Source organism: Bradyrhizobium sp. USDA 4532, from assembly GCF_024171315.1.
Lineage (GTDB): Bacteria > Pseudomonadota > Alphaproteobacteria > Rhizobiales > Xanthobacteraceae > Bradyrhizobium > Bradyrhizobium australafricanum.
Window position 1 is genome coordinate 167,286 of the sequence record NZ_JALJZN010000001.1, and the last position, 22,812, is coordinate 190,097.

The 22,812-nt window shown below is 63.0% G+C and carries 19 protein-coding genes and 2 pseudogenes; 10 read left to right on the forward strand and 11 right to left on the reverse strand.

All coding sequences use genetic code 11. The features are described from left to right. Positions 1-5 precede the first annotated feature (5 nt). The gene (locus tag J2R76_RS00725; RefSeq protein ID WP_253623607.1) at positions 6-965 is read right to left on the reverse strand and encodes a GDP-L-fucose synthase; all 960 of its coding nucleotides are present in this window, start codon (positions 963-965) and stop codon (positions 6-8) included. A gap of 928 nt (positions 966-1,893) precedes the next feature. Here J2R76_RS00725 and J2R76_RS00730 point away from each other — a divergent pair. The 4 genes from J2R76_RS00730 to J2R76_RS00745 all read left to right on the forward strand — a co-directional run bounded on the left by J2R76_RS00730 (position 1,894) and on the right by J2R76_RS00745 (position 6,545). Beyond that, entirely contained in the window at positions 1,894-3,393 is a 1,500-nt protein-coding gene (locus J2R76_RS00730; protein WP_253623608.1) for a phosphomannomutase/phosphoglucomutase, read from the forward strand. Between the two features lie 510 nt (positions 3,394-3,903). Beyond that, positions 3,904-4,965, forward strand: a complete 1,062-nt coding sequence (locus J2R76_RS00735; RefSeq protein ID WP_253623609.1) for a Gfo/Idh/MocA family protein — start codon at positions 3,904-3,906, stop codon at positions 4,963-4,965. Then, on the forward strand, positions 4,962-5,429 hold the full coding sequence (locus J2R76_RS00740; protein WP_253623610.1) for an acyltransferase: 468 nt from the start codon (positions 4,962-4,964) through the stop codon (positions 5,427-5,429). The genes J2R76_RS00735 and J2R76_RS00740 overlap by 4 nt, the downstream gene beginning before the upstream one ends. An 18-nt stretch (positions 5,430-5,447) precedes the next feature. Beyond that, positions 5,448-6,545, forward strand: a complete 1,098-nt coding sequence (locus J2R76_RS00745) for a DegT/DnrJ/EryC1/StrS aminotransferase family protein (RefSeq protein ID WP_253623611.1) — start codon at positions 5,448-5,450, stop codon at positions 6,543-6,545. A 35-nt stretch (positions 6,546-6,580) separates the two neighbouring features. Here J2R76_RS00745 and J2R76_RS00750 read toward each other — a convergent pair whose 3' ends face one another. Together J2R76_RS00750 and J2R76_RS00755 are read right to left on the reverse strand one after the other, a co-directional pair. Then, positions 6,581-7,111 (reverse strand): HAD family hydrolase, encoded by a 531-nt coding sequence (locus J2R76_RS00750; protein ID WP_253623612.1) that lies wholly within the window; start codon positions 7,109-7,111, stop codon positions 6,581-6,583. A gap of 102 nt (positions 7,112-7,213) precedes the next feature. After that, positions 7,214-8,437, reverse strand: coding sequence for a phenylacetate--CoA ligase family protein (locus J2R76_RS00755; RefSeq protein WP_253623613.1), 1,224 nt, complete (start codon positions 8,435-8,437; stop codon positions 7,214-7,216). A gap of 95 nt (positions 8,438-8,532) precedes the next feature. Here J2R76_RS00755 and J2R76_RS00760 point away from each other — a divergent pair, with 95 nt between their 5' ends. Next, entirely contained in the window at positions 8,533-9,684 is a 1,152-nt protein-coding gene (locus J2R76_RS00760; RefSeq protein ID WP_253625974.1) for an AGE family epimerase/isomerase, read from the forward strand. A 64-nt stretch (positions 9,685-9,748) separates the two neighbouring features. Here the strand turns inward: J2R76_RS00760 and J2R76_RS00765 are convergent, their stop codons facing one another. From J2R76_RS00765 to J2R76_RS00790, 6 genes are all read right to left on the reverse strand, one after another. After that, positions 9,749-10,588 carry an ABC transporter ATP-binding protein gene (locus tag J2R76_RS00765; protein ID WP_253623614.1) on the reverse strand — a complete coding sequence of 280 codons (840 nt, stop codon included), beginning with the start codon at positions 10,586-10,588 and terminating at the stop codon, positions 9,749-9,751. Between the two features lie 167 nt (positions 10,589-10,755). After that, a complete protein-coding gene (locus tag J2R76_RS00770; protein ID WP_253623615.1) occupies positions 10,756-12,039 on the reverse strand; it encodes an ABC transporter substrate-binding protein in 1,284 nt (427 codons plus the stop codon). 60 nt (positions 12,040-12,099) lie between these two features. After that, on the reverse strand, positions 12,100-13,173 hold the full coding sequence (locus tag J2R76_RS00775; protein WP_057020451.1) for a branched-chain amino acid ABC transporter permease: 1,074 nt from the start codon (positions 13,171-13,173) through the stop codon (positions 12,100-12,102). A gap of 3 nt (positions 13,174-13,176) precedes the next feature. Continuing rightward, complete coding sequence (locus J2R76_RS00780) at positions 13,177-14,070, reverse strand: branched-chain amino acid ABC transporter permease (protein ID WP_028343071.1); 894 nt, start codon at positions 14,068-14,070, stop codon at positions 13,177-13,179. A 139-nt stretch (positions 14,071-14,209) separates the two neighbouring features. Beyond that, positions 14,210-16,138 carry a long-chain fatty acid--CoA ligase gene (locus J2R76_RS00785; protein WP_253623616.1) on the reverse strand — a complete coding sequence of 643 codons (1,929 nt, stop codon included), beginning with the start codon at positions 16,136-16,138 and terminating at the stop codon, positions 14,210-14,212. Beyond that, positions 16,135-16,956 carry an ABC transporter ATP-binding protein gene (locus J2R76_RS00790; RefSeq protein ID WP_253623617.1) on the reverse strand — a complete coding sequence of 274 codons (822 nt, stop codon included), beginning with the start codon at positions 16,954-16,956 and terminating at the stop codon, positions 16,135-16,137. The genes J2R76_RS00785 and J2R76_RS00790 overlap by 4 nt, the downstream gene beginning before the upstream one ends. A gap of 396 nt (positions 16,957-17,352) precedes the next feature. Between J2R76_RS00790 and J2R76_RS00795 the strand changes: the two genes are divergently transcribed. The 4 genes and pseudogenes from J2R76_RS00795 (at position 17,353) to J2R76_RS00810 (ending at position 20,137) form a co-directional block, all read left to right on the forward strand. Continuing rightward, entirely contained in the window at positions 17,353-18,027 is a 675-nt protein-coding gene (locus J2R76_RS00795; protein WP_028343069.1) for a Crp/Fnr family transcriptional regulator, read from the forward strand. A gap of 143 nt (positions 18,028-18,170) precedes the next feature. Beyond that, positions 18,171-18,570 (forward strand): annotated as a pseudogene (locus J2R76_RS00800) (GDP-mannose 4,6-dehydratase); the annotation flags it as partial. Between the two features lie 107 nt (positions 18,571-18,677). Next, positions 18,678-19,042, forward strand: a pseudogene (locus tag J2R76_RS00805) (NAD-dependent epimerase/dehydratase family protein); the annotation flags it as partial. A 117-nt stretch (positions 19,043-19,159) separates the two neighbouring features. Continuing rightward, positions 19,160-20,137, forward strand: coding sequence for a tripartite tricarboxylate transporter substrate binding protein (locus tag J2R76_RS00810; protein ID WP_253623618.1), 978 nt, complete (start codon positions 19,160-19,162; stop codon positions 20,135-20,137). A 259-nt stretch (positions 20,138-20,396) separates the two neighbouring features. Here the strand turns inward: J2R76_RS00810 and J2R76_RS00815 are convergent, their stop codons facing one another. Further along, positions 20,397-21,242: a uroporphyrinogen-III synthase gene (locus J2R76_RS00815; protein WP_253623619.1), complete on the reverse strand. Its 846-nt coding sequence runs from the start codon at positions 21,240-21,242 to the stop codon at positions 20,397-20,399. Positions 21,243-21,376: 134 nt separating this feature from the next. Between J2R76_RS00815 and purU the strand changes: the two genes are divergently transcribed. Then, the gene (gene purU, locus J2R76_RS00820; RefSeq protein ID WP_253623620.1) at positions 21,377-22,240 is read left to right on the forward strand and encodes a formyltetrahydrofolate deformylase; all 864 of its coding nucleotides are present in this window, start codon (positions 21,377-21,379) and stop codon (positions 22,238-22,240) included. Between the two features lie 55 nt (positions 22,241-22,295). Here the strand turns inward: purU and J2R76_RS00825 are convergent, their stop codons facing one another. After that, positions 22,296-22,574 carry a hypothetical protein gene (locus J2R76_RS00825; RefSeq protein ID WP_253625975.1) on the reverse strand — a complete coding sequence of 93 codons (279 nt, stop codon included), beginning with the start codon at positions 22,572-22,574 and terminating at the stop codon, positions 22,296-22,298. Positions 22,575-22,812 lie beyond the last annotated feature (238 nt).

Sequence of the window (22,812 nt, forward strand, 5' to 3'; positions counted from 1 at the left end):
AATCCTTAGGGCAAGACATTGCGACTAAGGAAATCAGCATATGAGCGTTGCAGCCCATCGCGGAGGGACACGCGAGGTTGCCAACCTAAGCTGCGTATGCGTGTGACATCTAGTAGCTTGCGAGGCATTCCATCTGGCTTAGTCTGGTCGAACGTGATTGAGCCGTGAAACCCAACAACATCGCGAATTAGCTCGGCAAGCTCGAGTATCGTGATATCTTCGCCCGTTCCTGCATTAATGTGTAAATTCGGCTGAACCGCCCTTGCATAATCAGCATCGGGCAACTCCATCGTTAGAACGCAAGCTGCAGCCAAGTCATCTACAAACATGAATTCCCGATGTGGCTTGCCCGTGCCCCAAATCTCTACCGCGGATGCTTGCGACATTTTTGCTTCGTGAAAGCGTCGGATCAATCCCGGTATGACGTGGCTATTCGAGGGATCGTAATTATCGCCTGGGCCGTACAAATTTGTCGGCATAATGCAACGATAGTCGGTGCCGTGTTCACGGTTGTAAGACTGGCACATCTTAATCCCCGCGATTTTTGCAATGGCGTAGGCCTCGTTTGTAGGCTCCAGCTGTCCCGTTAGCAGCGCTGACTCGGATATAGGTTGCGAAGCTTCTCTCGGATATATGCAACTTGAGCCCAGAAAAAGAAGGCGTCTAACTCCAGAATTCCAGGCTTCATGAATAATGTTTAGTTCCACCATCAGGTTCTGGTAAATGAACTCGGCCGGGTAGGTGCTGTTGGCCAAGATTCCACCTACCTTGGCTGCGGCCATATAAATCTGTTCTATCTGTTCACTCTGAAAAAAAGCCCTTACCTGCGTTTGATTCGTCAGGTCTAATTCGTTGCGACGCCGTGTGACAATGTTTGTGTAACCTGCACGCTGCAACGTGCGTAGGATAGCCGAGCCCACCATTCCCAGGTGCCCAGCAACAAAAACTTTGGCGCTATTCGACATAGTTGTTTCTCGTTAGTTCCGTTTTGGCATTAGATGGAAAATCTACCAGCGCCAGCAATCGAACTGATCGGCTAGAAACAGGCTCACATCCTACGATAGTCGGCCGGGAGCCTCATGATATTGTCTTCTCCAAGATAGCTCCCGGTCCGTACCTCTGACAGCAGCTTTTGCAGACAGCCCTCGTCAGCTGCACTACGATGCGTTTGACTTGGTGTCGTAACAGATCGATAGCTAGGAACGATGCACCTTGACATGCTCCTCGGTCAACCGTGGTGCTGGTGCCTTCGCACCGGACGCTTCAAGCCGGCGGCGTCCTTGTCGCGAAACTTTGAATATGGCGGGACCGCGCGCCCCATCATGTCCCCGCGCGTCTTTCTCCGACAATTCTCGAGCCGGTCTCAAGGAGCCGACGTCGGACCAACCACAATCAACCGGGACCGTGGCGCGCGAGGTCATTTCAGCACCGTCGATCGAGAGCGCCTTCGCAGAAAGTTTCAGGTTCCAGCGCAACGAAGTCGGGTTTGCGCTCGACGACGAGACGGCCCGCGCTGACGCAATTGGATGCGAAGACAGCGTCCGGTTCCTAACGATGATTACTGTGCGAACTTCGCTGGGCAACGGTTCTTCCGCACTTGCGCGAAGGAGATTAGAATCGTGGGTCCTCTCGCTTACTGGAGGACCGATATCCTAAGGATGCGGTATTATAGTAGAGGTTCGTTGAGTGCTTCAACTGCATCCTCGCTAGATTATTTCACGCTCACCTGAATAAAGACGCAGCCTTGACATTTGATGCCGCCCGATCACGTTTGTCGCCGTCGCTCTTTTCAGGATAATCGCAGCCGTCCACAAGCCGCGAGTTGCACCTTATCAATCATCGATGTCGACTTTTGCCGCAGGTTTTTTCACGTACATGAGGTTCGCCAGGTCCATGTTTCCCAAGCCGAAATCCGTGCTGGTTCCGAACACCTACGCCTTCGAATCCGAGCCGATGGTGAAGCCGACCGGGTTTCGCGAGTACGACGCGCGCTGGCTGTTCAACAAGGAAATCAACCTGATGGGCGTGCAGGCGCTGGGCATGGGGCTCGGCGCGCTGATCGCGGAGCTCGGCGTCCGCCAGGAGATCGTCACCGGTCACGATTTCCGCGGCTATTCCGCCTCGATCAAATACGCGCTGATCTCGGGGCTGATGGCGGCGGGCTGCAAGGTGCATGACATCGGGCTCGCGGTGACGCCGATGGCCTATTTCGCGCAGTTCGATCTCGACGTGCCCTGCGTCGCCATGGTCACCGCCTCGCACAACGACAATGGCTGGACCGGCGTCAAGATGGGCGCCAACCGTCCGCTCACCTTCGGTCCTGACGAGATGTCGCGGCTGAAGGCAATCGTGCTCAACGCCGAATTCAACAACACGGCCGGCGGCTCCTATCAATTCCACGAGAATTATCCGGCGCGCTACATCGCCGACCTCACCAGCCGGCCGAAGCTGAAGCGCAGGCTGAAGGTCGTCGCGGCCTGCGGCAACGGCACCGCGGGCGCGTTCGCGCCGCAGGTGCTGGAGGCGATCGGTTGCGATGTGATCCCGCTCGACACCGAGCTCGATCACACCTTCCCGAAATACAATCCGAACCCCGAAGACATGGAGATGCTGCACGCGATCCGCGATGCGGTGCTGGCGCACAAGGCCGATGTCGGCCTCGGCTTCGACGGCGACGGCGACCGCTGCGGCGTGGTCGACAACACCGGCGAGGAGATCTTTGCCGACAAGGTCGGCGTCATGCTGGCGCGCGACATGTCGGCGATCAACGCCAACGCGCAGTTCGTCGTCGACGTGAAGTCGACCGGGCTGTTCGTGACCGATCCCGTCTTGCAGAAGCAGGGCGCGAAGACGGTCTACTGGAAGACCGGCCATTCCTACATGAAGCGGCGCACCAATGAGCTGGGCGCGCTCGCCGGCTTCGAGAAGTCGGGCCACTTCTTCTTCAACAAGCCGTTCGGCCGCGGTTATGACGACGGCCTGGTGTCGGCGATCGCGATCTGCGAGATGCTCGACCGCGCGCCCGGCAAGTCGATGGCCGACCTGAAGGACGCGCTGCCGAAGACCTGGTCGTCGCCGACCATGTCGCCGCATTGCGCCGACGAGGCGAAGTACGGCGTCGTCGACGCTGTCGTGAAGCACTTCGAGACGCTGAAGCAGAACGGCGGGAAGGTCGCGGGCCAGAACATCCGCGACCTCGTCACCGTCAATGGCGTGCGCGTCACGGTCGAGGACGGCAGCTGGGGCCTGGTGCGCGCGTCCTCGAACAAGCCGGAGCTCGTGGTCGTGGTGGAAAGCCCGGTCAGCGAGCGACGCATGCACGACATGTTCGAGGCGATGGATGCCGTGCTGCGCACGCATCCCGAGGTCGGCGAGTACAATCAGAAGATTTGAGATGGATAACACACGCAGAGCTATGACGTTGTATCGGTTGTCATGGCGACAGTTCGACTTCACCGCACGTTGCGCCTGCTTCGAATTCGGTAAGGCAGCTAAGGAGACGCCGGAGCCAGCTACCCCTGTTCCCTCGGGCAGGACACTAACTTTCCTGTTGGCTTGTCTGACCGGTTGAGTTTCCAGTCTAAGGTTCGGTCCATGTAGCCGCCGTTGGTCCCTTTAGTTGATTCGCACCCCCTCATATGCGCCTGGCTATGATGACTTGTAATTTTGGTGCCGAGATGGTGAAAACAGTTCCTGTTCTGGAAGGCCGCATGACGCCCGACTGCGCGCTGGTACGTTGCGAGAGCTCAACGTCCAACTTGATTTGAGGTAAAGCCTTGATGATGATAGAAACGTTGCGCGGCTCGCTGCCACGTTACGTTGGACTCGATATTGTTTAGCGTTACGCGGGCACGTTGATGCCGCTGGATGCCGGAGTTTTGGCCTAACCCACAGAGGTTTTTGATGGTCAGATTTGGCCTACTCGGATGCGGGCGTATTGCCAAGCGCCACTCCGAGTTGTTGGGAGGCAATCATATCGCAAGTGCTAGCCTTGTTGCAGTTTGCGATCCGGATCGTGCACGCGCTGATGCGATAGCTTCGAAATTCGGAGTTGCGGCACACTACGATATAAACGAGTTCCTCGGGCGGAAGGACATCGATGCCGTCGCCGTGCTGACGCCGAGCGGGCTGCATCCCGCGCATGTGATCGCCTGCGCCAAGGCCGGCAAGCACACCGTGGTCGAGAAGCCCATGGCGCTGCGGCTGCAGGACGCCGACGACATGATCCGGGCCTGCGACCAGGCCGGCGTCAAGATGTTCATCGTCAAGCAGAACCGCTTCAACGTGCCGGTGGTCAAGGCGCGCGAGGCGCTCGACGCCGGCCGCTTCGGCAAGCTCATCCTGGGGACGGTCCGGGTGCGCTGGTGCCGCGACCAGGCCTATTACGACCAGGACGATTGGCGCGGCACCTGGGCCTATGACGGCGGCGTGCTGACCAATCAGGCGAGCCACCATGTCGACATGCTGGAGTGGTTCTTTGGCGACGTGGTGAGCGTGCATGCGCGCGCGGCAACAGCGCTGGCCAATATCGAAGCCGAGGATACGGCCGTCGCAACGCTGAAGTTCCGCAACGGCGCGCTCGGGATCATCGAGGCGACCACCGCGGCGCGCCCGACCGATCTCGAGGGCTCGCTCTCGATCCTCGGCGAAAAGGGCACGGTCGAAATTTCGGGCTTCGCGGTCAACCAGATCCGGCACTGGCGCTTTGTCGACGAGCTGCCGTCGGACAAGGACGTCGTGGAGAGGTTCTCGGTCAACCCGCCCAACGTCTACGGCTTCGGCCATCAGGCCTATTATCACCATGTGGTCGATTGCCTGGAGAACCAGCGCGCCGCGCTGGTCGACGGGCTCGAGGGCCGCAAGAGCCTTGAGCTGATCTCGGCCCTCTACGAGTCGATCGAGACCGGCGAGGAGGTCGCGCTGCGCTTCACGCCACGGTTGAGCCGGCTGGGCGTCGTTTCGTGAACCGGCCGGAAGTGCATCAGGCCAGCGTGCGCGATGTCGCGTTCGGCGAACGTGTCAAGGTCGTTGAGCCGTGCAACCTCTATGGCTGCAAGCTCGGCGACGACTGCTTCGTCGGCCCCTTCACCGAAATCCAGAAGGGCGTGATCGTCGGGGCGCGCACCCGCGTGCAGTCGCATGCCTTCGTCTGCGAGCTCGTCACCATCGGCGAGGATTGTTTCGTCGGACACGGTGTGATGTTCGTCAACGACACGTTCTCCGCCGGCGGCCCGGCGCGTGGACGCAAGGAGCTGTGGCGCGAGACGGTGATCGGCAACCGGGTGTCGATTGGCTCCAATGCGACGATCATGCCGGTCAGGATCGTCGACGACGTCGTCATCGGCGCCGGATCGGTGGTGACCAAGGACATCACGACGCCTGGCACCTACGCCGGCAATCCGGCGCGCCGGCTGCTGACGAGCCAATAGGGCAACAGGGGAATATCGATGGCGGTGCCGTATGCCGACCTGCAACTGCAATATCAGTCCATCAAGGGCGAGATCGACGCTGCGATCGCCGGCGTGATCGGCGACAACGCCTTCATTCGCGGCAGCTATGTCGACGCCTTCGAGCGCGAATTTGCGGCCGCGGCCGAAGTCGCTTATTGCGTGTCCTGCGCCAACGGCACCGACGCGCTTTACCTTGCCATGCGGGCGCTGAAGGTGAAGCCGGGCGATGAGGTGATCACGACGGCGCATTCCTGGATCTCGACCGCGGCGATGATCACCCATTCCGGTGCCACCGTCGTGTTCTGCGACACCGACGAGGCGACGTTCACGATCGATCCGGCGGCCATCGAGGCCGCGATCACCCCGCGCACGGTCGGCATCATCCCGGTGCATCTCTATGGCCAGCCCGCGGATATGGACGCGATCATGGCGATCGCGCAGAAGCACAAGCTGTGGGTGATCGAGGATTGCGCCCAGGCCCATCTCGCGCGCTACAAGGGCCGCATGGTCGGCACCTTCGGCGAGGCCGCGACCTATTCATTCTATCCTGGCAAGAATCTCGGCGCGATGGGCGATGCCGGCGCGGTCGTCACCAACGACGCGGCGCTCGCCGAGCAGACGGCCATGCTGGCGCGCCATGGTGGACTGGTGAAGCACCAGCACCACATCGAAGGCATCAACAGCCGGCTCGACGGCATGCAGGCGGCGATCCTCTCGGCCAAGCTGCCGCATCTTGCCGCCTGGACCGAGGCCCGGCAGGCCGCGGCCGAGGTCTATGATGCCGGCCTCAACCAGATCGAGGATGTCTTGGTGCCCGAGGTCGCGCCGGCGCGCAGCCACGTCTATCACCTCTACACGATCAGGCATCCGCGCCGTGACGCGCTCGCCGCCCATCTCAACGCCAACGGCGTGCAGACCGCCATCAACTATCCCACCGCGCTGCCGTTCCTGCCGGCTTATGCGCGGTTCGAGCATCGGGCAGAGCAATTCCCCAACGCGCATCGCGATCAGGGCCGGATTCTCTCGCTGCCGATGTTCGCCGAGATCACGCGCCAGCAGCAGGACGAGGTGATCGAGCTGATCCGGAAGTTCTGATCGCGATCGCGACCACGCGCCTGACGCGGTGGTCTTCAGCTCCCGAGCAGCAGGGGCCTCAGGAACTTTTCCAGATTGGAGCCTGAGAACAAGTAGCCCTTTACTCCGGCCGCACGTGCCGCCTCGAGATCCGTCGGCTGATCGCCGACCAGGAGGCTGCGTTCGACGTCGACCGGAAAGCGTTCCAGCAGATCATCGATCATTCCCGGCGATGGTTTGCGGCGGTGGCTGACCTGCCGATATCGTTCAACCGTCCCTTCAGGATGGAACGGGCAGTATTCAAAGGCGTCGATATGCGCGCCGATCCTGCCGAGCTCATCGGCCATCCAGTCGTGAAGCTGCCGGACGTGTGTCTCCTCGTAGAGACCCCTTGCGACGCCTGACTGGTTGGTTACGACGAACGCAAAATACCCCATGTCGTTGACGGCCTTAACCGCCTCGCGCGCGCCGTCGATCCAGACCAGCCTGTGGCATTCGAAGAGGTAACCGATGTCCCGGTTCAGGACGCCGTCCCGATCGAAGAAGACGGCCGGCCTTCGCGGCTGATCTCGGGAAGTGCTGCTCATGAGGTGATGATCCGTCCGTCTCCACGGGGCACGAGCTAGCTCAATAGTTCACAACGCCGCGCGCGACAAATGCGGACTGATCAAACGCGGTGATCTCAAGGCCTAACGCTCGTCTGTAATCACCTTGCCGTCGTTCGGCAGCGAGCCGGTGCCGACCAACTCGACGCTGCCGCCGAGCTTTGTCACGGCGCGCAGCGTTGCCGCGACGTCGCTCTGCAGCGCATCCGCCGCCGAGGCGCATTCGGCCCTCAGCGTCATGGTGTCGGCCTCGCCTGCGCGCGTGACCACGAGGCGCAGCCGTCCGAGCTCGGGATGGCGCCTGCCGATCTCCGCGATCTGCTCGGGTCGTACAAACATCCCCTTCACCTTGGTGGTCTGGTCGGCGCGGCCCATCCAGCCCTTGATGCGCATGTTGGTGCGTCCGCAGCGGCTTGCGCCGGGCAGGGCGGCGGTCAGATCGCCGAGCGCGAGGCGGATCCAGGGATGGTGCGGATCGAGCGAGGTCACCACGATCTCGCCGACGTCACCCGGCGCAACCGGATCGCCGGTGCCGGGTTTGACGATCTCCAGGATCAGGTCCTCGTTGACTGTCATCCCCTCGCGCGCCGCTGTCTCGAACGCGATCAGGCCGAGATCGGCGGTGCCGAAGGCTTGGTAGGCCTCGACGCCGCGCGACTTCATCTCCTCCTGCAGCGACTTTGGAAATGCCGCGCCCGATACCAGCGCGCGCTTGATCGAGGATACGTCGCGGCCGGCGGTGGCGGCGGCGTCGAGCAGGATCTTCAGGAAGTCCGGGGTGCCGCTATAGCCGACCGGGCGATAAGCCTCGATCAGCTCGAATTGCTGCTCGGTATTGCCGGGCCCCGCCGGGATCACCGCACAGCCGAGCGCGCGCGCCGAGGCATCGAAGATGAAGCCGCCGGGGGTAAGGTGATAGCTGAAGGTGTTCAGCACCACGTCGCTCTCGCGAAAGCCGGCCGCGAATAGCGCCCGGGCGCCGCGCCAGGGGTCCGCCTGACGGCCCTCGGGCTCGAAGATCGGTCCGGGCGAGGTGAACAGCCGGGCGAACGAGCCGGGCCTGTCGGCCACGAAGCCGCCGAACGGCGGGGCGGCCTTGTGCAGGGCCGGCAGTTCCGACTTGCGCAGCACCGGCAGTCCCGCCAGCGCCTCCCGGCTGGTGATGGAGGCGGGATCGGTGCCCCTCAGCAGGTTGGCATAGGCGGGCGCTGCCATCGCCTTGCGCAGCACCTCGGGCAGCCGGGCGAACAACGCGGCCTCACGCTCGGCCGGCTCGCGCGTTTCAAGGGCGTCGTAGTGGTCGGTCATGGTGGGTCCTAGAGAAGCTTCGTCTGGGTTGCACGCTGCTTCGCGCGTGCTATCACATGACCGCAACCGCTATGGGGATTGGTCCAGGGAGCACAATGGCAGAAGCAGAGAACGGTACGGCGGGGCAGGCGGCCACCGTTGTGGCAAGGTTGAAGGGACGGATGATCGATTGTGCCTTGCCGCTCTGGGCCACCGAAGGGTGGGACAGTGTGAAGGGTGGCTTCGTAGAGCAATTGCGGGAGGACGGAACCCCAGATCGTGCGGCGCCGCGGCGAGTGCGCGTGCAGGCACGCCAAATCTACTGCTTTGCAAAAGCCGCCGGAATAGGCTGGTTCCCAGAGGGCCGTGAGATAGCTCTGAAGGGCGTGGAGTATTTGCTTGCTAACGCAAAGGCGCCCGATGGCCGGCCAGGCTATGTCCATCGTCTTGCGCCCGACGGCAGCATGCTGGATCCACTGCGCGACACATACGACCACGCCTTCGTCCTGCTCGCACTCGCAACCGTCTATAGGCTGGACCGCGACAGTCGGATTCGGGCCGAGATCGATGCCGTGCTGTCGTTCCTCGACACCCGGCTGCGCTCGCCCCATGGTGGCTTCCAGGAGGGCCTGCCGACCTCGATACCGCGCCGGCAGAACCCGCACATGCATCTGTTCGAGGCGATGATCGCCTGCTTCGACGCGACTCACGATTTGTCGTTCCAGAACCGCGCCGGCGATTTTTTCGCGCTGTTCCTCGCCAACCTCTACGATAAGCAAACGCGCACCCTTGGCGAGTATTTCGAGGACGACTGGTCGAAGATCCTGCCGGTCAGCGTCGAACCCGGGCATCTCGTGGAATGGGTCTGGCTGCTGAAGGGATTTGAGCGGATTACTGGCTGCCCGACCGGGCGCCCGCGCGGCGAGCTGCTGGCGTCGGCGCTGCGCTATCGCGATGCGGCTACCGGCTGCCTGGTCGACGAGGGCGACAACGAGGGGAACATCCGTCGCCACACACGGCGGTTGTGGCCGCAAAGCGAGCTGGCGAAGGCCTGGATCGCGCAGGCCGAGTCGGGCGAAGCCGGCGCGGCGGACGAGGCGCGTGCGGCGCTGGTGCTGCTCGAGCGGCACTATCTCAGCCATCCCGTGGCGGGCGGCTGGTACGACCAGTTCGACCGTAACGGCAATTCGCTGGTCGACACGATCCCGGCGTCGTCGTTCTATCATGTGCTCTGCGCGGTTACTGAAGCCGAGCAGGTGCTCGGATAGAACCGCCTTCCTGGTCTGACGCGTTTTCTGCACACGCAACTCCGCCCGAAAACGCTCGCTATCCTCACAGCCAGCGCTTGCGCCGCTTGAAGCTCTTCAGGTTCTTGAAGCTCTTGCGCTGGTCGCCGGCGCCGCCGAGGTAGAATTCCTTGACGTCCTCATTGTCGCGCAGCTCGTCGGCGGAGCCGTCGAGCACGACCTTGCCCTGTTCCATGATGTAGCCATGGCTCGCGACCGAGAGCGCTGCGCGCGCATTCTGCTCGACCAGGAGGATCGTGACGCCGAGATCGCGGTTGATCTCCTTGATGATCGCGAACACTTCCTTGACGAGCAGAGGCGACAGTCCCATCGACGGCTCGTCCATCAGGATCATCTTCGGGCGCGCCATCAGCGCGCGGCCGATCGCGAGCATCTGCTGCTCGCCGCCGGAGAGATAGCCGGCGAGGCCGGTGCGCTCCTTCAGGCGCGGGAAATACTTGAACACCATGTCGATGTCATCGGAGACCTCGCCGTCGCGCCGGGTGAAGGCGCCGAGCCGCAGGTTCTCCAGCGACGTCATATCGGCGACGATGCGGCGGCCTTCCATCACCTGGAAGATGCCGCGGCGGACGATCTTGTCCGGATCGATGCCGTTGATGCGCTGGCCCTCAAACAGGATCTCGCCGCGGGTGACCTCGCCGTCCTCGGTCTTGAGCAGGCCGGAGATCGCCTTCAGCGTGGTCGACTTGCCGGCGCCGTTGGCGCCGAGCAGCGCCACGATCGCGCCCTTCGGCACTTCGAGGCTGAGGCCGCGCAGCACCAGGATGACGTCGTCATAGACGACCTCGACGTTGTTGACGCTGAGTAGCGGCGGCGGCGGGACGGCCGTCGGCACCGGGCGGGTGGCTTCGAGGGTTTCGTTCATGGCCTGTGTTACCCTTCGACATCATTGCCGGGCATAGCCGTCCGAAGGACGGCGTCGCTTCCGCTCGCCTTTGATCCGGCAATCCATCGATCGGAATACGTCTTCGCTTGATGGATGCGCGGGTCGAGCCCGCGCATGACGATGTGTGGACGTGTTCGGCTGCCGCCTCACCACCCAAACCATTCCGGCTTGCGCGGCAGGTCGACGGTCTTCACCTTCTCGAGCTTGATCGTGCCTTTGCCCATCAGGTCGTTGATGTCGCCATCGGTCGCGCCCGAGATCCTCGAGCGATACAGGTCGACCTTCGTGGTCGGGCGGTGATCCTTCTCGGTCCAGGTCGACGGATTGCAGACGCCGTCCATGCCGGCCGGCACCCAATCCTTCTTCTGGTAGAAGCCCTTGGCGACGTTCTCGCCGGTGGCGCCGCCGTTCTTGGCGGCCCAGTCGAGGGCTTCCTTCAGATAGAGCGCGCTGCAGACCGCGGCGATGTAGTGCACGGGCCGATAGACCTTGCCGGACGGATCGGACATCTTGGAGATTTCCATCACCGTCTTCATGCCGGGCGCGTTGCCGCCCCAGCTCACCGCCGTGCGGAGCGGGAAGATGACGCCGTCGGCTGCGTCGCCGGCGGTCTTGGCCGCGTTCTCGTCCATGCCCCAGACATTGCCGAGGAACTGGACATCGACGCCGGCGGTCTTGCAGGCCTTCAGCACCGAGATGTTGGAGGCCGCCGTGTTGCCGAGATAGGCATAATTTGCGCCCGAGCTCTTCAGGCTGAGACACTGCGCCGAGTAGTCGCCGGGCGACAGCGCGAACACCAGCGGCGGCAGCACCTCGAAGCCGAGCTCGGTCGCCAGCGCTTCACCGGCCGCCTTCGGTGCGTTCGGATACGGATGGTTGGCGCCCATGTGGACGAATTTCGGCTTGCCGGGCTTGCCCTTGGCCTTCCAGTCCTCGGCGGCCCAGGTCAGCATAGCGCGCATCGAGTCAGAGTAGCTCGGGCCGTAGAAGAAATTGTACGGCGCGGGCTTGGCCTTGCCGCTGGTGCCTTCCGGATCGGTCAGCGCGGCGGCGTAGGAGCCGGAGATGTCCGGGATCTTGTCCTGCGCCAGGAAGCCGGTGAGGGCCTCGGTATCCGCCGTGCCCCAGCCCATGATCGCCGCGACCTTGCCGTCAGGCGCCGACCACTTCTTGTACAGCGCGATGGCGCGCGGCACCTGGTAGCCATAGTCGTTGCTGTCGACATTGAGCTGCTTGCCGCCGACGCCGCCATTCTTGTTGACCCAGGCGAAGGTGTCGGCGACGCCCTGGCCATAGGGGGTGCCGACGTCGGACGTGCCGCCCGAGAGGTCCTGCAGATGGCCGATGGCGATCTGCGCCTGTGCGGTGGCGGCCGCGCTGCTGATCAGCAGCGCAACGGAGACCGAGCTCAAAAGGGATCTAATCGTCATTTTTGCTTTCCTCCAGCTTATTCGTTGAACCGAATTTTGAGTTGCGTTCCGTGCCTTGCGTCAATGCGAGAACGGGTAGAGCTTCCAGTAAGCCTTGATTTGCCGCCAGCGATGCGCGAGGCCGTCTGGCTCGAACATCAAGAAACCAATGATGATCAGGCCGATCGCGATCTCGCGCAGGAAGGTGATGTTGTTGTTGAGCTGCAGCGCCTTGTCGATGGCGCCGCCCTTCAGCCAGGCGCTCAGCCATTCCATCGATTCCGGCAGCAGCACCACGAAGGCCGTGCCCATAAGCGTGCCCATCACCGAGCCGGTGCCGCCGATGATGACCATGGCGAGGAACAACACCGAGCGCTCGATGCCAAAGCCTTCCTGCGAGACCACGAGCTGATAGTGCGCGTAGAGCGCGCCGGCGATGCCGGCAAAGAAGGCGGCAAGCCCGAACGATAGCGTCCGGTACTTGGTGAGGTTGATGCCCATGATCTCGGCCGAGAGATAGTGATCGCGGATCGCGACCAGCGCGCGGCCGTCGCGGGTGCGCATCAGATTGGTGACCAGCAAATAGCTGATCACCATGTAGGCGAGCACGACGTAGAAATATTGCCGGTCGCCGCGCAGGGTGTAGCCGAAGATCGAGAACGGATTGGCGCTGGCGGGCACCGAGCCGCCCGAGAACCATTCGGCGCGCGAGAAGAAGTCGAGCAGGATGTACTGCGCGGCGAGCGTCGCGATCACGAGATAGAGTCCCTTCAGCCGCGCCGCCGGCACGCCGAAGATCAGGCCGACCAGCGCCGTGACGACGCCGGCGAGGGGGATGGCAAAGAACACCGGGATCGGCGCGTTGTTGGAGATGTAGGCCGAGGTGAACGCGCCGAACAGGAAGAACGCGGCGTGGCCGATCGAGATCTGGCCGGTGAAGCCGACCAGGACGTTGAGGCCGAGGGCCGCGATCGCGAAGATGCCGATCTGGATCGCGATCGAGAGCAGGTAGTTGGACAGCAGCATTGGCGCGAAGCAGGCCAGCACGATGCCGAGGATCGCGAAATTGCGGCTGGTCGCGGTCGGGAAGATCGTGGTGTCGGCCGCATAGCTGGTGCGGAAATCGCCCGAGGGGATGAGTGTGCTTGTCGCCATTGATCAGACCCGCTCAATATCCTTGGTGCCGAACAGGCCGTACGGCTTGATCATCAGGATGATGATCAGGACGTAGAACGGCGCGATCTCGTAGAGATTACCCCAGTGCAGGTACTGGCTGTCGACATACTGGGCGACGTTTTCCAACAGCCCGATGATGATGCCACCGAGCACGGCGCCGCCGACCGAGTCGAGCCCGCCCAGGATCGCGGCCGGAAACACCTTGATGCCGTAGGCGGAGAGGCCGGACGACACGCCGTTGACCACCGCGACCACGACACCGGCGACCGCCGAGACGGTGGCCGAGATGGCCCACGCCATGGCGAACACGTTCTTGACGGAAATGCCGAGCGACTGCGCGACCTGCTGGTTGAAGGCGGTGGCGCGCATCGCAAGGCCGTATTTGGAGGCGCGGAAGAACCAGGCCATGCCGACCATCATGGCGAGCGAGACCACGAGGCTCATGACATAGACGGTCTGGATCTGCAGCCCGAACAGGCTGACCGACTGGCTCTGGAACACGCGCGGGAACGGCTGCGGGTTGACGCCGAAGATCCACTTCAGCGCGGCTTGGAACACCGTCGACAGGCCGATCGTCACCATGATCACGGAGATGATGGGCTCGCCGATCATCGGACGCAGGATCACGACCTGGATCGCGATGCCGAAGATGAACATGAAGACCAGCGTGATCGGCATGCCGACCCAGAACGGCACCTGATACTTCGTCAGCAGCGCCCAGCACACCCAGGCGCCGACAAGCAGCAATTCGCCCTGCGCGAAGTTCACGACCTGCGTCGCCTTGTAGATCAGCACGAACGACATCGCGACCACGCCGTAAAGCGTGCCGACCACGAGGCCGTTGACGATCAGCTGGATCAGGAACTGGGTGTTCATGGGGTCTCGCCGAATTTGTGGTTCGTCATCGCCGGGCTTGACCCGGCGATCCATCGCGCAAGAAAGCTGTCCTTGCGAAGGGGATGGATGCGCGGGTCAAGCCCGCGCATGACGATCGAGCAAGCGGTCATCGACGGTGTCATTCCGCGGCCTCCGCGATCACGGCGCGGCCGAGGTCGACGACCTCGAGCGTGGTGCGGACGCGCTGCGTCGAGCCGTCCTGGAAGCGGATCACGGTGTCGACGGGGATTCTGGCCTTGCCACGGTAGATCGCATCGATGATGTCGGCGTATTTCTCGTTGATGACGCCGCGGCGGACTTTTCGGGTACGGGTCAGCTCGCCGTCGTCGGCATCGAGCTCCTTGTAGAGCAGCAGGAAGCGCGAGATGCGTTGCGCCGGCGGCAGGGTGGCATTGACCGTCTCGACCTCTTTCTTGAGCAGCGCATAGACTTCGGGCCGCGAGGACAGGTCGGTGTAGGTCGTGAACGAGATCCGGTTCTTCTCCGCCCATTTCGAGATGATCGAGTAGCGGATGCAGATCATCGCGGCGAGCGCGTCGCGGCCGGCGCCGAGCACCACCGCCTCGGCGACATAGGGCGAGAACTTCAGCTTGTTCTCGATATATTGCGGCGAGAAGCGCTCGCCGCGCGAGGTCTCTGCGAGATCCTTGATGCGGTCGATCACGACAAGCTGCCGGTTGTCGTTGTAGTAGCCGGCATCGCCCGAATGCATCCAGCCGTCCTTAATGTCGGCGACCGATGCTTCGAGGTTCTTGTAATAGCCATGGAACATGTTGGGATGCCGCACCACAATCTCGCCGACGCCGTTGACGTCGGCATTGTCGATGCGGATCTCGATGTTTTCGGCCATCGGCACGCCGGTGGTGTCGGGATCGACCTTGCCTTCGGGATGCAGCGTGTAGGCGCCGAGCAGCTCGGTCTGGCCGTACAGCGTGCGCAGCGGCACGCCCATCGCCTGGAAGAACTTGAAGGTATCCGGTCCGAGCGCCGCGCCGCCGGTCGCCGCCGAGCGCAGCCGCGTGAAGCCGAGCCGGTCGCGCAGCGCACGGAACAAGAGCTGGTCGGCGAACACAGAGCGCTTGCCCTCGGCAAGCGCCGCCAGCCCGGTCTTCATGCCGAGATCATAGAGCCGCTGCTTGAACGGCGAGGCGTCCATCACCCCGGCGCGGACGTCGGCCGCGATCGATTCCCAAACCCGCGGCGCGAACAGCACGAAGGTCGGCGCGATTTCGCGGAAATCGTGCATCATGGTGTCGGGCTCTTCGACGAAGTTGACCTTCATCCGGGAGAGCAGCCCTTTGCCCAGCGCGTAGATCTGTTCCATGATCCAGGGCAGCGGCAGCACCGAGACATATTCGTCGTCCGGTCCCTTCGGATCGAAGGCGAGATAGGTCGCGCAGTGCTGCAGCACGCGCCCGGCCGAGAGCATCGCAAGCTTCGGGTTGGCCGTCGTGCCCGAGGTGGTGCAGAGGATCGCGACGTCCTCGCCCTTCGTAGTGTCGACCAGTCGCTCGTAGAGCCCAGGCTCGCGCGCGGCGCGGTCGCGGCCCAGCGCAACGAGCTTGCTCGCCTCCATCAATCGCGGATCGTCGTATTTGCGCATGCCGCGCGGGTCGGAATAGACGATGTGCTTGAGGTGGGGCACGCGATCGGCCAGGCCGAGCAGCTTGTCGACCTGTTCCTCGTCCTCGGCGAAGACCAGCTTGGCCTCGCCATAGGTCAGGAGATAGGCGGCTTCCTCGTCCAGCACGTCGCGATAAAGACCGAGGCTCATCGCGCCGATCGCGTGGGCCGCGATCTCGGCGGCGACCCAGTCCGGCCGGTTGTCGCCGATGATGCCGATCACGTCGCCGCGGCCAAGCCCGAGCTCGACCATGCCGAGCGCGAAATCATGGGTGCGGGTCTGGTAGTCGTTCCAGGTGAATTCGCGCCACAGCCCGAAATCCTTCTCGCGCAGCGCGATCTCTTGGCCGTGCTCCCTCGCGTTCAGGCGCAGCATCTTGGGAAAGGTATCGGCCTGCGAGGCGCGACCGGCATAGTCCATCATGCGGCGCTCTCCCGCACCGCGGGCTTGTCGTCGGGATCGACCAGCACTTCGTCTTCCTCGCCGAGATAGGCGCGCTTGACGTGGGGATCGGCGAGCACGGTGGCCGGATCGCCCTCGGCGATCTTGCGGCCGAAGTCGAGCACCATGACGCGGTGGGAGATGTCCATCACGACGCCCATGTCGTGCTCGATCATCATCACCGTCATGCCGAACTCTTCGTTGAGATCGACGATGTAGCGCGCCATGTCTTCCTTCTCTTCGAAGTTCATGCCGGCCATCGGCTCGTCGAGCAGGATCAGTTGCGGCTCGAGCGCCATCGCGCGGGCGAGCTCGACGCGCTTGCGCAGGCCGTAAGGCAGGGTGCCGGCGGTCGCCTTGCGCACTGATTGCAGATCGAGGAAGTCGATGATCTCCTCGACCTTGCGGCGGTGCTCCAGCTCCTCGCGGCGCGCGCCGGTCAGCCAGTACAGCGATCCCGTGATGAAGTTGTTCTTCAGGAGGTGATGGCGGCCGACCATGATGTTGTCGAGCACGCTCATGTGGTGGAACAGCGCGAGGTTCTGGAAGGTCCGGCCGATGCCGAGCCGGGGCCGCGCGTTCGGGTTGAGGCCGGTAATGTCCTGGCCGCGATAGAGCAGCTGGCCCTCGGTCGGCCGGTAGCGGCCGGAGATACAGTTGACGATCGAGGTCTTGCCTGCGCCGTTCGGGCCGATGATGGAGAACAGCTCGCCCTCGTTGACGCCGAAGCTCACTTCGGTCAGCGCGCGGACGCCGCCAAAGCGCAATGAGACTCCGCGCACCTCGAGACTATTAGCCACCCTGTTCCCTCCAGATACGGCGCTTTGGCGCGCTCTTTATCTTCGCTTCGATCTTTTTTCGATCTTACATGGACCGCCGAAGGGAGACCATCCGACTAATGATGCCGGCGTTCGGGAGCCGCTTGACCCGATCGCCGGCATCATGCGGCGGTAACGCCGCACCCGCCTGCAAGCCCGTCTCTCGCGTTGTCCGCCTTCAGCGATCCATCGAGGAGCTGCGCGACGTTACGCGAGGTGGCTCTGAATACGAGAAAGCGATAGGTTGAATTGTCATGTGCCCGACATTTGGTCAGGAATTTTCGCTGGCATTCCAGGCCCCGGGTCCCTGGCTTCGCGCACGGCGTTGCTGCGGTGCAATATCGTTGCAGTATCTTGGGGTGGGATGCCGTCGCTAGAATGATTGCTGCTGATTACCTGAGGCGCATCGCGGCCTGGTCGCGCGAATTGAGCGAGCAAGAAATCGAAATCGCACGGGCCGGCATTTCCGAGAAATCCTATCGCGCCAACGAATTCATCTTCATGCGCGGCGACAATTTCCAGTACTGGACCGGCATCGTCACCGGCCTGGCGCGCATGGGCATCGTCTCGCGCGGCGGCAAGGCGGCGAGTTTCGCGGGCCTCACCGCAGGCGCGTGGTTCGGCGAGGGGACCGTGCTCAAGAATGAGCCCCGGCGCTACGATGTGGTCGCGCTGCGCGACACCCGACTGGCGATGATGGATCGCCGGACCTTCGTCTGGCTGTTCGAGAACAGTGTCGGCTTCAACCGATTCCTGGTCGGCTCGCTCAATGAGCGGCTCGGCCAGTTCATCGCGCTGCTCGAATATGGCCGCACGCTGGACGCCACGGCGCGGCTGGCGCGCTCGATCGCCTCGCTGTTCAATCCGATTCTCTATCCCGACCTGACGCTGCACCTCGAGATCACCCAGGAGGAGATCGGGGCGCTGTCGGGAATCTCCCGGCAGAACGCCAACCAGTGCCTGAAGCGGCTCGAGCGCGAAGGGCTGTTGCGGCTCGAATATGGCGGGGTGACCATCCTCAACCTCGACCGCCTGCGGCACTATGGCGAGTGACGGGTTCCGGGCGCATTGAGCCGTTTTCGCAGACCTAAAGTCCTGATTTCAAAGGATTAAGCCAATAGACTTGAGACTTCGGGGCAGGCTGGATGCTACAGGCCGGCCTCGTCGCGATCGCGCGGTTTTCGCGCTTACTGGAGATGACATGGCGACTCAGAATTCAAAGGGGGCCCGTTGCGCTGATCACCGGCGTGGCCGGGCAGGATCGCGTGTATCTTGCCGAATATCTGCTCGGTCTCGGCTACACCGTGCACGGGATCAAGCGCCGGTCCCGCGTCGGCCATCTCCACCAGGACCTGCCTGCCGGCAACGTGCAGTTCCTGATGCACTATGGTGACATGACGGATTCGACCATTCTGATCCACCTAGTGCAGCAGGTCCGGCCCCGACCTAGAATACACAACCTCGTGGCCCAAAAACCTCGTCCAGCTCCGTTTCGAGAGCTCGGAATACACCGCGAATGCCGACGCGATCGGCGTGCTGCAGCTGCTGGAGGCGATACTCATCGTCGGCATGGAAAAGGAAACGCAATTCTATCAGGATCCTGCAGGTCGACGAGTCCGGCGACTACGTTCTCGCGATTAGCGAGACGCGGTCGGTCCGCGAGTTCGTCGAGCTGGCGTTTGCCGAGGCCGGCCGCAGCAGCCGAGGCCAAAGTTTCGGGCGCCGGCAACGTCGTGGTCTGGGCAACGGCACGCCGCGCCGCGAATTCCTCTATGTTGACGATCTCGCCGACGCCTGCATCCATCTGATGAAGACCACCTATTCCTCGCCCGAACTGGTCAATATCGGCACCGGCGAGGACATCACCATCGCCGAGTTCGCGCGCGTCGTCGCGGCCGCCGTGGGCTATCGCGGCGAGATCAGCTTCGACACGTCGCGCCCGGACGGCACGCCGCGTCAAGCTGCTCGACGTCGGCCGGCTGGCGAGGCTCGGCTGGGCGCCACCACCACCTCGCTCGAGGATGGCATCGCCCTCGCGTACCAGGCCTATCTGCGCGAGACGAAGTGACGCCGTGAACCTCCCGCCCTCCGACTGAGAATATCTGTCGGCTTGGCAACGCCGCGCGGCTAGGATGCGCGTACCCAAGCGTGCCGCAAGAGCCGCCAGTGCGTCGGAGGAGACATCATGAAGGTTCTACGCCGCCAGTTCCTGCAACTTGCAGCCGCTACGGCTGCGCTTCCGCTCACATTTGGAAAAGCTATTGCCGAGGCCTATCCGGCGCGGCCGGTTCGCCTCGTGATCGGCTATACGCCCGGCGGTTCAGCGGACCTGACGGCGCGCCTGATGGGACAGTGGCTGTCGGAAAAGCTCGGGCAATCCTTCATTGTCGAGAACCGGCCGGGCGGCGGGACCAACATCGCCACCGAGCAGGCGCTGCGCGCGGCGCCCGATGGGTACACGCTGCTGCTGGTCGCGCCGGCCAATGCGATCAATGCGACGCTCTACCAGAAGCTGACGTTCGATTTCATGCGCGAGATGGAGCCAATCGCGGGCATCATTCGCTTTCCCAACGTCGTGGTGGTGCACCCCTCGCTGCCGATCAAGTCGATTCCCGAATTGATCGCCTATGCAAAGGCCAATCCCGGCAAGCTCAACATGGCGTCCTCAGGCAACGGTTCGACGATCCACATGTCGGGCGAACTGTTCAAGATGCTGACCGGCATCAACATGCAGCACGTGCCCTACCGGGGCGGCGCGCCGGCGCTCACCGATATGCTGTCCGGCGTGATGCAAGTGATGTTCGACAATCTTCCGACCTGCGCCGAGCACGTCAAATCCGGCAAGCTGCGCGGACTTGCGGTCACCAGCACGACCCGTTCGGACGTGCTTCCGGACCTGCCGCCGGTCGCCGACTTCCTGCCGGGTTACGAGGCGAGCGCCTGGTACGGCCTCGCGGCGCCGAAGAACACGCCGCCTGAAATCGTCGACAGGCTTAACAAGGCCGTCAATGAAATCCTCGCCGATCCCAAGGCCAAGGCGCGCTTTACCGAGATCGGCGCGATCATGCTGCCGGGCTCGGCTGCCGACTTCGGCAGACTGGTGGCCGACGAGACCGAGAAATGGGGCAAGGTGGTCAAGTTCGCCGGCGCCAAGGTTGATTAGAGCGTTTTCGAGCGAAATGGACGCCGGTTCGCGTGAAGAAAACGCGTCAAAACTGGAATCTAGAGCTCCGTTCCGATTCGATCGGAACGGAAAAGGTTCTAGTGTGCTGAATGCGAAGTTCGTGCGATTTCGCGGCAGCCACTTTCACGAACTTCGCATTCATAAAGCACACTAGAATCATAAGTTTCCTAGTGTCTTTATCGAATCCGAAGTTCGCTCCGAAGGTGCGGCAAATGATGCGAACTTCGGATTCGGGACACTAGCTTCGCGCCGTCGCGCGCGGCGGATTCTTTGAAAGCGCCGCCGCCATCGCCGATATCAGCGGCCGCATGAAGAAGGCGTCTTCGGCCGGGTAGATGTCGGTGCGCAGGCCTTGGGACTTGAGTTCGTCCGATACCGCCGGTCCGACCGACGCGATCGGCGTACGCTCGAATCCCTCGCGTAACCTGTCCTCGCAACCGCGCGCCCGTGCCACCTCGATCAGGCGGCGGACCTGGCCGAGATTGGTCAGAGCGATCGCGTCGATGCGGCCCTGCGCCATCTCCTCGATCGCGGTGACGATGTTGGCGTCGGCGGCCTGAGCGTCATAGACATAGGGCAGCACCGTATCGACCTCGGCGCCCTGTGCCTTGATCGCGCCGATCAGGCTGGCGTGATCCTTGTCCGGATAGAGCTGCAGGCCGAGCCGATGGCCGGTCAGGTCGAGCTTCGACAGCATCTCGGCGACGCCTTCCGAGGTTGGCTTCTCGGTCGTCATTTGCGGTTCCAGGCCGATCTCGCGCAGTGCCCGGCCGGGTTTGGGGCCGCGAGCGAATTTGCGCGCCTTGGCGAGGCTATCGCCGAACTCCCGCTCGACGCTGATCCGGCGCACGACTTTCATCAGCCGGCGCAGGCCTTCGCCGGTCATCAGCACGAGGTCGTCGAGCGGCTGTTCGATGGCGCGGCGAATCCAGGCCACGATCGGCGCCGGATCAGGCGCATCGTGGATGGTGAACATCGGGCATTGCAGCACGTCGGCGCCCTGTTCGGCGAGCAGGCGGGAAAACTGCGCCTCCTCGCGCGTCTCGAGGATCAGGATGCGGTAGCCGTTCAGCCGTTCAGCCATGATGGTCCCTAACAAACATTGTCGTCATTTGTTCGATTTGACCCCCGCACCGGGATTGGCGCAAGGCCGCCTGCGGTGTAGACGGGGGCCGAAATGACCGTTCCACCAATCTGCTCAAGCTTTGGTCAATTGGCATGCCCGATCATCAATTCGTTTTGACCCTGTCCTGTCCGGACCGTCCGGGGATCGTCTCGGCGGTCTCGACGTTTCTTGCCCATAACGGCCAGAACATCCTGGACGCCCAGCAGTTCGATGACGTGGAGACCGGCAAGTTCTTCATGCGCGTGGTGTTCACCGCGGCCGACCTCGCGGTCGAGCTCGCGGCGCTGCAGACCGGCTTTGCCGCGATCGCCGAACGTTTCGGCATGGAATGGCAGATGCGCGATCGCGCCAGCCGCCGCCGGGTGATGCTGTTGGTGTCGAAGTCCGATCATTGCCTGGTCGACATCCTCTACCGCTGGCGCACCGGCGAGCTCGAGATGATCCCGACCGCGATCGTCTCCAACCATCCGCGCGAGACCTATGGCTCGCTCGATTTCGGCGATATCCCGTTCCATCATCTGCCGGTGACCAAGGAGACCAAGCGGCAGCAGGAAGACGCGGTGTGGAAGCTGGCCCAGGACACCAAGACCGATCTCGTGGTGCTGGCCCGCTACATGCAGATCCTGTCGGACGAGATGTCGGCGCGGCTGTCGGGCCGCTGCATCAACATCCATCATTCCTTCCTGCCGGGCTTCAAGGGCGCCAGGCCCTACCATCAGGCGCATGAGCGCGGCGTCAAGCTGATCGGCGCCACGGCGCATTACGTCACGAGCGATCTCGACGAGGGGCCGATCATCGACCAGGACGTCGAGCGTATCAGCCATCGCGACACGCCTGAGGATCTTGTGCGCAAGGGGCGCGACATCGAGCGCCGGGTGCTGGCGCGCGCGATCCGCTACCATCTCGCCGATCGCGTCATCCTCAACGGACGCAAGGCCGTGGTGTTCGTGGACTGATCCGCGCTTCACTCGGCCCGCACAAGGCGGGCTCTGCGGCCGGCCGACCGTGCGCTCAGCGGGCCGCGTCCTGCGGTGCGGTTGCCGGCTTCGCTTCGTCGCCGCGCTGGGCCGCAGGCATCAGCCGCTTGCGTTCCCGATCCCGCATGAACTTGTCGTATTCGGGGGTGCCCGGCCGCGGCGGCGCATCCGCCGGCAGGCCGCCGGCCCAGGATGGAATGGTATCGGCCATGCCGGCCGAGAGCTTCTGGTTCATGGAGCTGCATCCCCCGAGCGCGCCGGCCGCGAGCGCGAGGGCAGTCAGGACAGCGATGGGACGCGAGACGATTGGCATGGGAAGCAGGATACAGCCCTGGTCTTTATGGATGATGATCTCGGGCGCGACCGTTCGGCTGCAATTGTGCTTGTTTGTTGACATTGTCGCTGCGTTTGTACGATCGTACAAATGAATCGAGCCGGCGGCGGCCTTGAATACGCGAGACCGCTTCTCGCGGAGGCATTGAGTCTTGTGGACCGATATTGGTATCTTGATACTTGTCTCTGCAACCAGACCCGATCGCGTCGCGCGCGGC

Excerpts from the sequence above, each read along its gene's own strand:
- J2R76_RS00770 (WP_253623615.1), bottom strand. The coding sequence starts at position 12,039 with ATGACGATTAGATCCCTTTTGAGCTCGGTCTCCGTTGCGCTGCTGATC.
- J2R76_RS00755 (WP_253623613.1), bottom strand. The coding sequence starts at position 8,437 with ATGACCGACCACTACGACGCCCTTGAAACGCGCGAGCCGGCCGAGCGT.
- J2R76_RS00795 (WP_028343069.1), top strand. The coding sequence starts at position 17,353 with ATGATTGCTGCTGATTACCTGAGGCGCATCGCGGCCTGGTCGCGCGAA.
- J2R76_RS00745 (WP_253623611.1), top strand. The coding sequence starts at position 5,448 with ATGGCGGTGCCGTATGCCGACCTGCAACTGCAATATCAGTCCATCAAG.
- J2R76_RS00735 (WP_253623609.1), top strand. The coding sequence starts at position 3,904 with ATGGTCAGATTTGGCCTACTCGGATGCGGGCGTATTGCCAAGCGCCAC.
- purU (WP_253623620.1), top strand. The coding sequence starts at position 21,377 with ATGCCCGATCATCAATTCGTTTTGACCCTGTCCTGTCCGGACCGTCCG.
- J2R76_RS00730 (WP_253623608.1), top strand. The coding sequence starts at position 1,894 with ATGTTTCCCAAGCCGAAATCCGTGCTGGTTCCGAACACCTACGCCTTC.
- J2R76_RS00750 (WP_253623612.1), bottom strand. The coding sequence starts at position 7,111 with ATGAGCAGCACTTCCCGAGATCAGCCGCGAAGGCCGGCCGTCTTCTTC.
- J2R76_RS00775 (WP_057020451.1), bottom strand. The coding sequence starts at position 13,173 with ATGGCGACAAGCACACTCATCCCCTCGGGCGATTTCCGCACCAGCTAT.
- J2R76_RS00810 (WP_253623618.1), top strand. The coding sequence starts at position 19,160 with ATGAAGGTTCTACGCCGCCAGTTCCTGCAACTTGCAGCCGCTACGGCT.
- J2R76_RS00780 (WP_028343071.1), bottom strand. The coding sequence starts at position 14,070 with ATGAACACCCAGTTCCTGATCCAGCTGATCGTCAACGGCCTCGTGGTC.
- J2R76_RS00760 (WP_253625974.1), top strand. The coding sequence starts at position 8,533 with ATGGCAGAAGCAGAGAACGGTACGGCGGGGCAGGCGGCCACCGTTGTG.
- J2R76_RS00825 (WP_253625975.1), bottom strand. The coding sequence starts at position 22,574 with ATGCCAATCGTCTCGCGTCCCATCGCTGTCCTGACTGCCCTCGCGCTC.
- J2R76_RS00815 (WP_253623619.1), bottom strand. The coding sequence starts at position 21,242 with ATGGCTGAACGGCTGAACGGCTACCGCATCCTGATCCTCGAGACGCGC.
- J2R76_RS00725 (WP_253623607.1), bottom strand. The coding sequence starts at position 965 with ATGTCGAATAGCGCCAAAGTTTTTGTTGCTGGGCACCTGGGAATGGTG.
- J2R76_RS00785 (WP_253623616.1), bottom strand. The coding sequence starts at position 16,138 with ATGATGGACTATGCCGGTCGCGCCTCGCAGGCCGATACCTTTCCCAAG.
- J2R76_RS00765 (WP_253623614.1), bottom strand. The coding sequence starts at position 10,588 with ATGAACGAAACCCTCGAAGCCACCCGCCCGGTGCCGACGGCCGTCCCG.